This window comes from Micromonospora peucetia (assembly GCF_900091625.1).
GTDB classification, from domain to species: Bacteria; Actinomycetota; Actinomycetes; order Mycobacteriales; family Micromonosporaceae; genus Micromonospora; species Micromonospora peucetia.
Genome location: NZ_FMIC01000002.1, coordinates 2322673 through 2337186, shown reverse-complemented (window position 1 = coordinate 2337186; position 14514 = coordinate 2322673). Strand labels below are relative to the sequence as shown.

General features: G+C 67.1%; 7 protein-coding genes and 3 rRNA genes. 4 read left to right on the top strand and 6 right to left on the bottom strand.

The features are described 5' to 3' along the window. Window positions 1-125: 125 nt before the first annotated feature. Both GA0070608_RS10930 and GA0070608_RS10925 read left to right on the top strand, forming a co-directional pair. Window positions 126-2099, top strand: a complete 1974-nt coding sequence (locus tag GA0070608_RS10930; protein WP_245715767.1) for a hypothetical protein — start codon at window positions 126-128, stop codon at window positions 2097-2099. A 32-nt stretch (window positions 2100-2131) separates the two neighbouring features. Continuing rightward, the gene (locus GA0070608_RS10925; protein ID WP_091634858.1) at window positions 2132-3418 is read left to right on the top strand and encodes a polysaccharide biosynthesis protein; all 1287 of its coding nucleotides are present in this window, start codon (window positions 2132-2134) and stop codon (window positions 3416-3418) included. Window positions 3419-3521: 103 nt separating this feature from the next. Here the strand turns inward: GA0070608_RS10925 and nudC are convergent, their stop codons facing one another. Next, entirely contained in the window at window positions 3522-4442 is a 921-nt protein-coding gene (gene nudC, locus GA0070608_RS10920; RefSeq protein ID WP_091626158.1) for an NAD(+) diphosphatase, read from the bottom strand. A gap of 179 nt (window positions 4443-4621) precedes the next feature. Between nudC and GA0070608_RS10915 the strand changes: the two genes are divergently transcribed. Further along, window positions 4622-6427 (top strand): VanW family protein, encoded by a 1806-nt coding sequence (locus GA0070608_RS10915; protein ID WP_091634855.1) that lies wholly within the window; start codon window positions 4622-4624, stop codon window positions 6425-6427. Window positions 6428-6655: 228 nt separating this feature from the next. Here GA0070608_RS10915 and GA0070608_RS10910 read toward each other — a convergent pair whose 3' ends face one another. The 5 genes from GA0070608_RS10910 to GA0070608_RS10890 form a co-directional block, all read right to left on the bottom strand. Then, a complete protein-coding gene (locus GA0070608_RS10910) occupies window positions 6656-7342 on the bottom strand; it encodes an N-acetyltransferase (RefSeq protein WP_091626155.1) in 687 nt (228 codons plus the stop codon). A gap of 151 nt (window positions 7343-7493) precedes the next feature. Continuing rightward, window positions 7494-7610, bottom strand: a 5S ribosomal RNA gene (rrf, locus tag GA0070608_RS10905). Window positions 7611-7699: 89 nt separating this feature from the next. Beyond that, window positions 7700-10811: ribosomal RNA gene (locus GA0070608_RS10900) — 23S ribosomal RNA — on the bottom strand. A 374-nt stretch (window positions 10812-11185) separates the two neighbouring features. Continuing rightward, window positions 11186-12701: ribosomal RNA gene (locus GA0070608_RS10895) — 16S ribosomal RNA — on the bottom strand. Together the 16S, 23S and 5S rRNA genes form the textbook arrangement of a ribosomal RNA operon. 752 nt (window positions 12702-13453) lie before the next feature. After that, window positions 13454-13717 (bottom strand): SCO4848 family membrane protein, encoded by a 264-nt coding sequence (locus GA0070608_RS10890; protein ID WP_091626152.1) that lies wholly within the window; start codon window positions 13715-13717, stop codon window positions 13454-13456. 324 nt (window positions 13718-14041) lie between these two features. Here GA0070608_RS10890 and GA0070608_RS10885 point away from each other — a divergent pair, with 324 nt between their 5' ends. Then, a complete protein-coding gene (locus GA0070608_RS10885; RefSeq protein ID WP_091626149.1) occupies window positions 14042-14491 on the top strand; it encodes a PRC-barrel domain-containing protein in 450 nt (149 codons plus the stop codon). The last annotated feature ends 23 nt before the right edge of the window (window positions 14492-14514 follow it).

Genomic DNA, 14514 nt, shown 5'->3' with positions numbered 1-14514 from the left:
CACCACTGTCCGGGCACGACGACCGCCGCGCTGGTGGCGGCCACTGTACGCGGGCCCCGCGCGGCACCCGAACCATCCGTTGACCTGATGGGAGCACCCCTCGGCGGTGTGGCAGTCTTCCCGCCATGGCATCGACAGACGGGGTGGACACGACGCGTGGCGGAGCCGGCGGACTGAGGCGCGATCCGACCCGGTCCGTCGCCATCGCAATGATCGTGTTGAGCGTGCTGTGGCGTGCGCAGATCGCCTCGCGCGGCTATCTGGGCGCCGACGACTACGTGCTGATCACGCAGTCCACCGAGTCCGACCTCACGCCAGGTTTCCTGCTCACCCTGTACAACAACCACTTCATGCCGGGTGGTCGCCTGCTGACCTGGCTGATCACCGATTCCTTCGGGCTCACCTACTGGCCGTACGTGCTGCTGATGGCCGCCGGCCAGGCCGTGCTCGCGGTGGCCTTCTACCGGCTGCTGCGCACGTTGCTGCGACCGAGCCGCCTGATGCTCGTTCCGCTGGGAATGTTCCTGTTCAGCCCGCTGACCCTGGAGGCGACCTCCTGGTGGGCGGTCGGGGCGAACATGCTGCCCATGCAACTGGCCATGGTGCTCGCCCTCGGTGCCCAGCTCAAGTACGTCCGCACCGGCCGGAAGCGGCATCTGCTGTCGCTGGCGCTGTCCGTCCTGCTCGGCCTGCTGTTCTTCGAGAAGACCCTGCTGGTCGTACCGCTGGTCTTCCTGTTCACCGTCTGCTTCTTCACCGACGGCGGTCCGGTGCGCGCGGTGCTGACCGCACTGCGCCGATGGTGGCCCTCCTGGCTGACGCTGACCGCGTTGGTCGGCGCCTTCGCCTCGGTGTACCTCGTCCGCTCCGAGTCGTCCCTGCGCCGCCCGGAGTCGCCGGGAGAGCTCCTGTCATTCCTCACCGAGTTGTTCGGCTCGACCCTCGTGCCGGGACTGCTGGGTGGTCCCTGGGGCTGGCTGGGCGCGGGGGACGGTGCGCCGGTGGTCGCGCCGCCCGAGTTGGGACGCTGGATCGCCTGGGCGGTGTTCGCCGCACTGGTCGTGTTGACCATCCGGCGGGACCGTACGGCCAGCCGGGCCTGGGTGCTGCTGGGGTGCTACCTGATCCTCGTCGCCGCGCTGCTCGGCGCCACCCGCCTCGGCTCGGTCTTCAGCGCCATCGCCGGCGGCGTGCCCCGGTACGTCAGCGACGTCGTGGTGGTCGCCGCGATCTGCGTCGGTGTCGCCCTGGTGGGAATCGCCCGGCCGGCGCCGGCCGGCGCCGCCCCGCGCCCCGCGTCCCGCTCCTCACGCCCCGCGTCCCGCTCCCCGCGCCCGCCCCGCGCGGTCGCTGACGTCGTCCGCACCAAGGCGCCGACCGGCCCCGGAGCGGAACACCGTCCGGATCCCTCCCGTCCGGACCTGCTGGGCCCGGTGCCCGAGAGGTATCGGGAGGTGGTGACCTCCGGCCTTCTCGTGCTCGTGGTGGTTGCCATGTTCGGAACGGTGTGGACCACCTCCCGTTACAGCGACGAGTGGGCGCTCAAGTATGGCCGCTCCTATCTCGACACCGCCCGCATCGAGCTGGCCAGCGCCCCGCCCGGCACGGTCTTCTTCGACACCCCGGTCCCGGACGGCGTGGTGCCGAGCCTCTCCTGGCCGTACAACCTCCAGTCCCGGTTCTTCGCCGCCGTCGGCGCCCGACCCGAGTTCGTGCACGAGACGGAGAACGCGTCCGTGCTGGACGGACTGGGGCGGATCCAGGTGGCGACCATCCAGGGCAGCAGCATCAGGCCCGGCCCGCAGGAGGGCTGCGGCTACCTGGTCGCCGCAGGACAGACCGTGCGGATGCCGTTGGCAACACCCCGCGACGACTGGTTCTGGATCGTGCGCATCGGCTATCTCAGTTCCGCCGACGGGACCGCCGTGCTGCGGCTCGGCAAGGGCAGCCACACCTTCCCCGTCAAGAAGGGGCTGAACCAGCGGTTCTTCGAGATCAGCGGTGGCGGGGACGCGGTGGAGCTGACCGTGACCGGCACGGACATGACGCTCTGCACGAACGAGATCTCGATCGGCAACCCGACCCCGAAACCCGAGTGACCGCCGACGAGCCCCGGACAGCCGCGGAGCCGGTGCCGCCCGGCGGTGGGGAGGTCGGCCCGGCTCGGGGCACCGGAGCCATCCGGATCGGCGCGGCGGGTGCCGCCGTCACCGTCGCCACCATGCTGACCAACGCGCTGGCCTACCTGGTCCCGGTCCTCGGGGCCCGCCGGCTGGCCGCCGCCGAGTTGGGCGCGCTGGCCACGGTGCTCGCCCTCGCCGCGATCGCGGCGGTGCCCGGCTTCGGCCTCCAGATCGCGGTGGCCGCGCACCGTGCCCGCTGGGGCACCGGCGGCACCGCCCGGTTGGCGCTGCGCACCGCCGCGCTCACCGCCGGGGTCACGGCGCTGGCCGCACCGGTGCTCAGCGCGGCGCTCCGGCTGCCGGTGGCGCTGACCCTGCTGCTCGCGGCGACCACCTTCGCCACCGTGCTGGCCGGCCGGTGGCTCGGCGAGCTCCAGGGCGACCAGCGGTTCCTGCGCCTCGCCGCCGCGATGACCGTGCTCGCCGCCGGCCGCTACGGCGGGCTCGTCCTCGGGCTGGCCCTCGGCCGAGGGCCGGTCGCCTGCCTGCTGCTCGCCACGCTCACCGGGCTGGCCGTCCTGCCCCTGCTGGCCCGTCTCGCCCGCCCGGGCCGCCCCGCCGCGCCGGTCCCGGCCGCCGGCACCCCGGCCGCCGCGGTGGACCGCCGGCTGACCGCCCGGCACGTCATGACGGCGTGCGGCGCGTCGCTGGCGATGCTCACCATCTCGTACGCCGACCTGATCCTCGCCCGGCAGCTGCTCCCCGGCGACGCCTCCGGCGGGTACGCGGTCGGCTCGGTACTCACCAAGGGCGCGCTCTGGGCGCCCCAGGTGGTCACCGTGCTGGTGCTGCCCCGGCTCGCCCAGGGCGACCGGCGGGCCCGGTTCGCCGCGTTGGCGCTGATCCTGGCCTGCGGCACGGTCCTCGTCGGCGCCTCCGCGCTCGCCGGCGAGCTGGCGTTCCGCCTCGCCGGTGGCGCGGGCTACCTGCACCTGGCCGGTGCGGCACCACTCTTCGCCGCCGTAGGCGCCCTCTACGCGGTGGTGTTCATGCTGGTAAACGACCGGGTGGCGACGGGTGCCCGGTGGCCGGCCGCGCCGCTGTGGGTGGCCGCCGCCGGCCTTGCCGGGGCCGCTCTGCTCGTCGCACCGCGCACGGTCGAGGGCGTCCTCGTCTGCGCGCTCGCCACCGCCGTCCTGACAGCCACGGTCATGGCCTGGCTGACCTTCCGCGCCCCCGCCCCCAGCCGCCCCCCGACACCACCGCCCCGTAGGTCCGCCGACGGCACCCTCTGAACGGTCCGCCGATCTTGCACTATGCGCCCGCAAGATGCCCTGAAAGTCCGAAACTTCGGGGCAACAAGTGCAAGATCGCGCAAAACATGGCGGGGGGGGACGGTCAGGGGCCGGCGGCAAGCCAGGAGTGCAGGAGGTGGTGGTCGATGGAGTCGGGGCGGCCGAGGGGGCGGCCGGCGGCAGCCCGCTCGCGCAGCTCGTCGCGGGTGAACCAGCGCGCCTCCAGCAACTCCTCGCCGTCCACCCGCACCTGCTCGGACGCTGCGGTGGCCCGGAAGCCGACCATCAGGCCGGCCGGGAACGGCCATGCCTGCGACCCCACGTACGCCACGTCGGTCAACGTCACCCCGGCCTCCTCGGCCATCTCCCGCCGGACGGCGTCCTCCAGGCTCTCACCCACCTCGACGAAGCCGGCGAGCGTCGAGTACGCCCCCTCGGGCGCCCCCGCGTGCCGGGCCAGCAGACAGCGCTCCGGGGCCCCGGGCGCCTCGATCAGCACGATGACCGCCGGTTCGATCCGGGGGAACAGGAGCCGGCCGCAGTCCGCCCGCGCGCACGACCGGACGTGTCCGCCGCCCCGGGCGACGGTCGACGCCCCGCACGTGCCGCAGAAGCGCTGCTGCCGGTGCCAGTGCAGCAGCCCCCGGGCGTACGCCTGGACAGCCGCCCCGGCCGGGTCGAGCCGGCCGACCAGCGCCCGGACGTCCACAGCGGCGCTCGCCTCCGCGACCTCGACGGCGGCGGCCTCGGGCAGCCCGGAGAGGTCCACGGCGAAGACGGCCGAGCCCTCGTCCATGCCCAGGAAGACGGTCTCGTCGGCGACGGCGAGCGCCTTGGCCGCCGGGTCCCCGGCCAGCCGCACCGGCACGTCCCCGGCTACCAGGCAGCGGTCCCGCCAGAGCGGCAGCAGGGTGCTCGCCGGGTCGGCCAGCAGCACGGCGACCCGTTCCGGGTCGGTACGCACGCCCCCCGCCCGGTCCAGCCAACCGCCCCCGTACGCCAGGACCGCCTCGTCCGCTCGCATGTCCTTACCGTGCCATGCCCGCCGTCCCGGCCGGCGACCGCCCGGTGTCCCCCGACACGCCGGGCGACACGCCGTGACGCGACGGTGGGGCGCAGGCTGCCGCCCCGCCGGGACGCCGGTTACCGTAGGTGTCTTCCGGGCGGAGGCGTGCTCCCCCCGTTTTGGCACGTCCGATCGAGGTGACCGTGACGCTGTACGGCGAGAAGACTCCACCCGCCGACGACCGGCCGACCGTGCAGGTCACGGCGGTGACCTGGCCTGGTGACGAACCGGAGCCGGTCGCGCCGGCGGGCCGGCCACGGTCCCGTCGGTTCCGCCTGCTGCTGGCCTCCGGGGTCGCCACGGCGGTGCTGGCCTCCGTGGCGGGGGTGAGCGCCTTCGCGTACGCCGGTGACGTGCCGCGCGGGACGACGGTGCTCGGCGCGGAGCTCGGCGGCCGGAGCCGCACGGACGCCGCCCGGGAGCTGCGGGCGGAGCTCGACCGCCGCGCCACCGCTCTCGCCGCCCCGCTGTCGGTACGCGTCGGCGAGCGGACCGCCACGATCGACCCGACCGCCGTCGGCCTGACGGTCGACGTCGACGCCACCGTGGCGGCGGCGACCGAGGCCGAGGCGCACGCGGTCGACCGGCTCGTCGGGTCCCGGGCGGTGCAGCCGGTGGTGACCGTGGACACGGCGCGGCTCGACGCCGCCCTCGAGAAGATCGTCGGCGACCAGGGCCGGAAGATGACCATGCCGGCGATCACCTGGAAGGGCACCACGCCGAAGGCAGTGCACCCGAAGCCGAGCTTCGCGCTGGATCCGGAGCGTTCCGCGCAGGTGATGCGGGAGGGCTGGCTCGGCGGCCAGCCGGTGACCGTGCCTCTGGTCGAGACGCACCCGGCGACCACCGCCGAGGAGGTGGACCGGCTGGTGGCCGAGCTGGCGAAGCCGGCCGTCGCCGCGCCGGTCACGCTGACCACCGGCAAGGGCTCGGTGCGGATCCCGCCGAAGGCGATCGCGAGCAGCCTCCGGTTCACCGCCGACAAGGCCGGCAAGCTAACCCCGCAGGTCGACGTCAAGCGGTTGCGTTCCGCGCTCGGCGACGACCTGGCCACGGTCGAGGTGCCGCCGAAGGACGCCCAGATGACCATCTCCGGCGGCAAGCCGAAGATCGTCGACGGCAAGCCCGGGCAGCAGCTCGACAGCGCGGCCCTCGGCCGCGACCTGCTCGCCGTCCTGCCGAAGGCGGACGACCGGAAGGTCACCGGCGAGCTGAAGCCGGCGGAGCCCGAGCTGACGGCGGAAAAGCTGTCCGGGTTGGGCATCACGGAGCGGGTCTCCACCTTCACCACCCGGTTCACCGGCGGGCTCTCCTCGCCGCGCAGCCAGAACATCGTCACCATCGCGAAGGACGTGGACGGCACGGTGGTGCAGCCCGGCGAGACGTTCTCGCTCAACGGGCACACCGGCGAGCGCGGCTACGCCCAGGGCTACCGGGACGCGCCGGTGATCCTCGACGGCAAGCTGGTCCCCGGTGTGGGCGGCGGCACCTCGCAGTTCACCACCACGCTGTTCAACGCGACCTACTACGCCGGGCTGGAGGACGTCGAGCACAAACCGCACTCGTACTGGTTCAGCCGGTACCCGGCGGTCATCGAGTCGACCATCTTCTGGCCGGACCTGGACTTCAAGTTCCGCAACAACACCGAGCACGGCCTCCTGATCGACACTTCCTACACGTCGAATTCGATCACGGTGTCGATCTGGAGCACCAAGATCTGGGACAGCGTGAAGACCGAGTACGGCCCGCGCCGCAGCATCACCCACCCGAAGACGGTCTACCTGAAGCCCGGCCCGACCTGCATCCCCGCCAGCGGCAGCCAGGGCTTCACCCAGGACGCCTTCCGAGTCATCAAGAAGGACGGCAAGGTCGTGAAGCGGGAGAAGTTCTCCTGGCGCTACTCCGCGGAGCCGCGCTTCATCTGCGGCCCCGAGCCGTCCTGACCGCCGCCTGAGTCCCGCTTGGAAAAGCCCCGCCGGCCACGTCGCCGGCGGGGCTTCCTCCTGTCGTACGCGTACCGCGCCCCGCGCCCGAACCCATGCCGGTCGGGGCCCCGTCTCACCCGTACCGCGCCTGACCGCCGACGTCACGGACCCCGCAGTCCCGCGCTCTGGTGGTGTCTCGTGGCGCACGTCGGCACTCAGCGGCGCCGACCCGCCTGCACGCCTACTTCATCGATGTCGGAGCCACAGGTTGGGCTCGGTGTAGATGCCCTGGTCCAGGTCGCGGTCGACGCGCAACGGGGTGAGACCGTCGGGGATGACGTAGTCGCCGCTGTCGGGGAAGACCATGCCGGTCCACTCCTGCCACTCGGCGACGGTGCCGGTCATCGTCTGCGACCGGGGTGCCGTGCCGACCAGCCGGGCGCCGAGTCGCCAGTGGGTACGCACCCAGGGATCGAGCGGGGCGCCGTCCTCGCGGGTCCAGGTGGCGAACCGTTCGATCGAGGTCAGGGGGTAGCGGGCCTTGAGGGTGGGTCGCACCGGGGCGATGACACGGCGCCAACCACGCTGGTCGGCCAGCGACCGCAGGGCCGTGAGCAGCGCGCCGGCCAGGCCCTGGCCGCGTAGGTCCGGGCGGACCTGGGCGGCCATCACCACCAGCGTGTCGGGATGGTCGTCATGGTCGTGGCCGGTGAGCGCGAGACGCAGGGAGTCGCTGTAGCCCTCGGGCAGGTGCGCCGGATCGCCGTCCCAGCAGATCGGCACGCCCCATCCCGCCGCGACGAGCTCATCGTCGCCGTCGAGCAGCACCAGCTCCAGGTCGGCGAACACCTCCCGCACCCGGCCGAGGTGACGGTTGGCCTCCCGGTCGGCGGTGATGAATGCGGGCCAACCGTCGGCGAACAACCGCTCCATCTGGTCACCCGGTCTTGGTCGAGCCCGCAGGGGCTCCACGACGGTATGCACGGTCGCTCTCCCAACTAGGGCCACGCGCCCTGCCTGCGGAAAAGGGTGCCGTAACGCAGTTCAGGGCCACCCCGAAGGGTGACCCTGAACTGAAAAAGTTGTCCGGCGGTGTCCTACTCTCCCACACCCTCCCGAGTGCAGTACCATCGGCGCTGGAGGGCTTAGCTTCCGGGTTCGGAATGTTACCGGGCGTTTCCCCTCCGCCATGACCGCCGTAACTCTATCGACATATCAAACAACACCACACACACGCGTGGGTTTGTTGTTCGTTTGCCAAGAGTTGCACAGTGGACGCGTAGCAGCTTAGTAGTCAAGTCCTCGGCCTATTAGTACCGGTCAACTGAACCCGTTACCGGGCTTACATTTCCGGCCTATCAACCCAGTCGTCTAGCTGGGGGCCTTACCCCCACAAAGTGGGGTGGGATACCTCATCTTGAAGCAAGCTTCCCGCTTAGATGCTTTCAGCGGTTATCCCTTCCGAACGTAGCTAACCAGCCGTGCCCCTGGCGGGACAACTGGCACACCAGAGGTTCGTCCGTCCCGGTCCTCTCGTACTAGGGACAGCCCTTCTCAAGTATCCTACGCGCACGGCGGATAGGGACCGAACTGTCTCACGACGTTCTAAACCCAGCTCGCGTACCGCTTTAATGGGCGAACAGCCCAACCCTTGGGACCTGCTACAGCCCCAGGATGCGACGAGCCGACATCGAGGTGCCAAACCATCCCGTCGATATGGACTCTTGGGGAAGATCAGCCTGTTATCCCCGGGGTACCTTTTATCCGTTGAGCGACACCGCTTCCACTCGCAAGTGCCGGATCACTAGTCCCGACTTTCGTCCCTGCTCGACCTGTCAGTCTCACAGTCAAGCTCCCTTGTGTACTTGCACTCAACACCTGATTGCCAACCAGGCTGAGGGAACCTTTGGGCGCCTCCGTTACCCTTTAGGAGGCAACCGCCCCAGTTAAACTACCCACCAGACACTGTCCCTGAACCGGATAACGGTCCGAAGTTAGATACCCAAATCAACCAGAGTGGTATTTCAAGATTGCCTCCACCCATACTGGCGTATGGACTTCACCGGCTCCCACCTATCCTACACAAGCTAATTCGAATACCAATGTCAAGCTATAGTAAAGGTCCCGGGGTCTTTCCGTCCTGCCGCGCGTAACGAGCATCTTTACTCGTAATGCAATTTCGCCGGGCCTGTGGTTGAGACAGTGGGGAAGTCGTTACGCCATTCGTGCAGGTCGGAACTTACCCGACAAGGAATTTCGCTACCTTAGGATGGTTATAGTTACCACCGCCGTTTACTGGCGCTTAAGTTCTCCGCTTCGCCCCGAAGAGCTAACAGGTCCCCTTAACGTTCCAGCACCGGGCAGGCGTCAGTCCATATACATCGAATTACTTCTTCGCATGGACCTGTGTTTTTAGTAAACAGTCGCTTCCCCCTGCTCTCTGCGGCCATACAACGCTCCACCCGCATGGGGCTTCACGTCTCCGGCCCCCCTTCTCCCTAAGTTACGGGGGCAATTTGCCGAGTTCCTTAACCACAGTTCGCCCGATCGCCTCGGTATTCTCTACCTGACCACCTGTGTCGGTTTGGGGTACGGGCCGCTAAGAACTCGCTAGAGGCTTTTCTCGGCAGCATAGGATCACTGACTTCACCTGAATCGGCTCGGCATCACGTCTCAGCCTTCATGCACCACGGATTTGCCTATGGTACGGCCTACACGCTTACCCCGGCACAACCACCGGCCGGGCTCAGCTACCTTCCTGCGTCACCCCATCGCTTGACTACTACCCGCCAGGTTCCCACGCTCCCCAAACATTGACCCGAAGGTCGCCGCCGGTTCGGATGGTTAGCACAACGAGATTCATCAGGGACGCTCTTTCGCGGGTACGGGAATATCAACCCGTTGTCCATCGACTACGCCTCTCGGCCTCGCCTTAGGTCCCGACTCACCCAGGGCGGATTAGCCTGGCCCTGGAACCCTTGGTCATCCGGCGGAAGGGTTTCTCACCCTTCTTTCGCTACTCATGCCTGCATTCTCACTCGTGCCGCGTCCACAACTGGGTCACCCCGCTGCTTCACTCGCGGCACGACGCTCCCCTACCCATCCACACACCTGCACAAGGAATCAAGTCCAAGCGAGGTTAAAATGTGAATGCCACAGCTTCGGCGGTGTGCTTGAGCCCCGCTACATTGTCGGCGCGGAACCACTTGACCAGTGAGCTATTACGCACTCTTTAAAGGGTGGCTGCTTCTAAGCCAACCTCCTGGTTGTCTATGCGACCCCACATCCTTTTCCACTTAGCACACGCTTAGGGGCCTTAGCTGGTGATCTGGGCTGTTTCCCTCTCGACTACGAAGCTTATCCCCCGCAGTCTCACTGCCGCGCTCTCACTTACCGGCATTCGGAGTTTGGCTGATTTCGGTAAGCTTGTGGGCCCCCTAGACCATCCAGTGCTCTACCTCCGGCAAGAAACACGCGACGCTGCACCTAAATGCATTTCGGGGAGAACCAGCTATCACGGAGTTTGATTGGCCTTTCACCCCTAACCACAGGTCATCCCCCAACTTTTCAACGTTGGTGGGTTCGGCCCTCCACGCGGTCTTACCCGCGCTTCAGCCTGCCCATGGCTAGATCACTCCGCTTCGGGTCTAGGACACGCGACTGAATCGCCCTATTCAGACTCGCTTTCGCTACGGCTCCCCCACACGGGTTAACCTCGCCACATGCCACTAACTCGCAGGCTCATTCTTCAAAAGGCACGCCGTCACCCCGCAAGGCTCCGACGGATTGTAGGCGAACGGTTTCAGGTACTATTTCACTCCCCTCCCGGGGTACTTTTCACCATTCCCTCACGGTACTTGTCCGCTATCGGTCACCAGGAAGTATTTAGGCTTACCAGGTGGTCCTGGCAGATTCACGGCAGATTACAGGGGTCCGCCGCTACTCGGGAACACCCACAGAAGGTCAGCAACTTTCACCTACCGGACTTTCACCGTCTACGGTCAGCCATTCCAGACTGTTCGACTAGCCACTAACTTTGTAACTTCTCGAACAAGTGTCAGCTCGTTCAGCAGGGTCCCACAACCCCGACCACGCAACCCCTGACAGGTATCACACGCAGCCGGTTTAGCCTCGATCCGCTTTCGCTCGCCACTACTCACGGAATCACTAAATTGTTTTCTCTTCCTACGGGTACTGAGATGTTTCACTTCCCCGCGTTCCCTCCACACACCCTATGTGTTCAGGTGTGGGTGACTGGACATGACTCCAGCCAGGTTTCCCCATTCGGACACCCTGGGATCACAGCTTGGTTGACAGCTCCCCCAGGCCTATCGCGGCCTCCCACGTCCTTCATCGGCTCCTGGTGCCAAGGCATTCACCGTTCGCCCTTGACAACTTGACCACAAAGATGCTCGCGTCCACTGTGCAATTCTCAACAAACGACCAACCCACAACCAGATCCACCCCACACCAGCACCACCACAGTGATCGGTATGCGAGGCCAGGTCATGCCTGGCAGCCCGACGAGCTCACGCTCGCCAACGGCTCCGAAAGAAACAACCACCGGTTGTTCTTTCAGGACCCAACAGGGTGCTCTACATCCTCCCTCAGCCGCACCAGAACAATCCGTTCCCACCACCCCAAAAGGCAGCTGTACTAGGTTGCCCCGGCCGTTGCCGAAGAAAAACTCGCCAGTGTCTCCGCCATCGAGCACCCCACCACCACATGCGGGCAGTGCGGGCTCCTTACCGACTTTCGTCGGAAGGTGCTCCTTAGAAAGGAGGTGATCCAGCCGCACCTTCCGGTACGGCTACCTTGTTACGACTTCGTCCCAATCGCCAGCCCCACCTTCGACGGCTCCCTCCCTTACGGGTTGGGCCACCGGCTTCGGGTGTTGCCGACTTTCGTGACGTGACGGGCGGTGTGTACAAGGCCCGGGAACGTATTCACCGCAGCGTTGCTGATCTGCGATTACTAGCGACTCCGACTTCACGGGGTCGAGTTGCAGACCCCGATCCGAACTGAGACCGGCTTTTTGGGATTCGCTCCACCTCACGGTATCGCAGCCCATTGTACCGGCCATTGTAGCATGCGTGAAGCCCTGGACATAAGGGGCATGATGACTTGACGTCATCCCCACCTTCCTCCGAGTTGACCCCGGCAGTCTTCGATGAGTCCCCGCCATAACGCGCTGGCAACATCGAACGAGGGTTGCGCTCGTTGCGGGACTTAACCCAACATCTCACGACACGAGCTGACGACAGCCATGCACCACCTGTGACCGCCCCCGAAGGACCTCACATCTCTGCGAGTTTTGCGGCCATGTCAAACCCAGGTAAGGTTCTTCGCGTTGCATCGAATTAATCCGCATGCTCCGCCGCTTGTGCGGGCCCCCGTCAATTCCTTTGAGTTTTAGCCTTGCGGCCGTACTCCCCAGGCGGGGCGCTTAATGCGTTAGCTGCGGCACAGGGAACCGGAGAGGCCCCCCACACCTAGCGCCCAACGTTTACAGCGTGGACTACCAGGGTATCTAATCCTGTTCGCTCCCCACGCTTTCGCTCCTCAGCGTCAGTTTCGGCCCAGAGACCCGCCTTCGCCACCGGTGTTCCTCCTGATATCTGCGCATTTCACCGCTACACCAGGAATTCCAGTCTCCCCTACCGAACTCTAGCCTGCCCGTATCGACTGCAGGCCCGCAGTTGAGCTGCGGGTTTTCACAGTCGACGCGACAAGCCGCCTACGAGCTCTTTACGCCCAATAAATCCGGACAACGCTCGCACCCTACGTCTTACCGCGGCTGCTGGCACGTAGTTGGCCGGTGCTTCTTCTGCAGGTACCGTCACTTACGCTTCGTCCCTGCTGAAAGAGGTTTACAACCCGAAGGCCGTCATCCCTCACGCGGCGTCGCTGCATCAGGCTTCCGCCCATTGTGCAATATTCCCCACTGCTGCCTCCCGTAGGAGTCTGGGCCGTGTCTCAGTCCCAGTGTGGCCGGTCGCCCTCTCAGGCCGGCTACCCGTCGTCGCCTTGGTAGGCCATCACCCCACCAACAAGCTGATAGGCCGCGAGCCCATCCCAGGCCGAAAAACTTTCCACCAAACACCATGCGGTATAAGGTCATATTCGGTATTAGCCCCCGTTTCCGAGGGTTATCCCAAAGCCTAGGGCAGGTTGCTCACGTGTTACTCACCCGTTCGCCGCTCGAGTACCCCGAAGGGCCTTTCCGCTCGACTTGCATGTGTTAAGCACGCCGCCAGCGTTCGTCCTGAGCCAGGATCAAACTCTCCAACAAAAACTTGTTGAAAAACTGTCCCGGCAACAAACAAATGTTGCCAAAGGAATCCAAGACCAGCCAAACCGAAGCCTGACCAATCCCGGGGTATAAATCATTTTGGCACTGGCTTATCAAGCACCCTGTTGAGTTCTCAAAGAACAACCACACACCGCCCAGAAACCCCACACCGTGGAGCACCCGACCCGGGGCATCTCGTTCGCATCCCCGCCGCTCTCGCGCCGGGCACTTTTACTACGTTACCTCACCGTCTCCGCCGTGTCAAACCGTTTGTCCCGGTCTGTCGTGCTTCGTGCGGGTTGGCACCGACGACCGCACGCAGCGGCGAACCGTTGCGATTGATCATCGGATTTGGCAGACCGGCCGCTCTGCGGTTTCCCGCGAGCTCGCCCGGTTCCCTGCCGGCCGTGAACGTTACCCGGTCGGCTCCGCTGCGCCAAATCCGCCTCGCGGCAGATCCGGTGAGCCCCGCCCGGGGCCGTGTCATCCAGGAGTTTTCCCCTGTCCGACCCGGCGCCAGCTTGGTGTGACGGCTCAGGACTTTCGCCCTGTTTGCCCCCGTTCCGCGCCGGCAGAGAGAAAGTTACGCGTCTGCGGGTTTGAACGTCAAATCCGGCGGTGGCGTCCCCGGTCACATCATTCCCGCCTGGCTATCCCACCTGCTCAGCGCCGGTGCGACGGCTACCGCCCGCACCGAGCCCCGGAACGGGCGCCGGCGATCCGCATGCTCACCGCCCGGCACGCAGCCTTGGTCAGTACGTCGGGCGGCCGGCACGCCTGCCGGCCGCCCGCCAGGCGCGGACGCCGAGCACACCGACGGTGGAGCCGATGACCAGGGACGCCGCGATCAGCAGGGCGTGGATCCAGAGGAACCCGGTGGCCGGAAACTCCCCGACTGTTCCGGCGGACCAGGATCGCGGGTCCTTCCAGATGGCGACCGCGAATCTCGGCCAGATCACCCAGGTCCAGATTCCGACCCCGGTGAGGAAGAGCGCCCAGCCGCGCGACAGCACCATGACTGCCAAGTATGCCAGCGCGATCGAACGCCCCGGTCGGCCGGCCGACGCCCGAGGCGCAGGCCAGGGGACCTGGCGCCGCAGGAGTCAGGGGCCGCCGACGGGCGCCCGTACGCCGACCACGGCGCCAGCTCCGCCTCGTACATCCTGCGGTCGTCGCCCGTGCCCCGCTGGAAGCGCAACAGACAGGCGGGTCCCAGCGAGAGTCAGACGTAGGTGCCGGTGCCATCGATCGCGGGGTCGCCCGGTTGCCGGTTGTTTCTCGCGGACGCGGGCTGGGCACTGCCTTCCGGGACCGGCGCAGACCGTCATCGGAGGTGCCCCGTGCAGCCGTCGACCTTCAACCCATGGACCTGGCGCGACCCGTCCGCCCTCGCTGGCGGGTACTCCGGGGCTGCCCCCGACTCCGCCCCGCCCGAACGGCCGGAGTCCGACGGTGACGGACCGGACGCACCCGGCCCCGGCACCCCGCTCGACCTGGTCGGCTACCGGGTGGAGGCCACCGACGGGCGGATCGGCTCGGTCGACGAGGCCAGCGACGACACCGACACCCGCTGGCTGGTGGTGGAGACCGGTCCGTGGATCTTCGGCCGCCGGGTCCTGCTGCCGGCCGGCACCGTGACGCGGGTGGACCACCTGGACCGCACCGTGCACGTGGACCGCACCCGCGACCAGGTCAAGAAGTCACCGGCCTTCGACCCGGACGTGTACGGCCAGCCCGGTTACCGGGACCAGATCGGCGACTACTACCGGGAGACCTACCGGCAGAGCTGAGCGGTGGCCCCGCCCGCCCCGTT

Bases quoted from the DNA above. Each gene is read 5' to 3' on its own strand.
- GA0070608_RS10890 (WP_091626152.1), bottom strand. From the start codon at position 13,717: ATGGTGCTGTCGCGCGGCTGGGCGCTCTTCCTCACCGGGGTCGGAATC.
- GA0070608_RS10910 (WP_091626155.1), bottom strand. From the start codon at position 7,342: ATGGAGCGGTTGTTCGCCGACGGTTGGCCCGCATTCATCACCGCCGAC.
- GA0070608_RS10930 (WP_245715767.1), top strand. From the start codon at position 126: ATGGCATCGACAGACGGGGTGGACACGACGCGTGGCGGAGCCGGCGGA.
- nudC (WP_091626158.1), bottom strand. From the start codon at position 4,442: ATGCGAGCGGACGAGGCGGTCCTGGCGTACGGGGGCGGTTGGCTGGAC.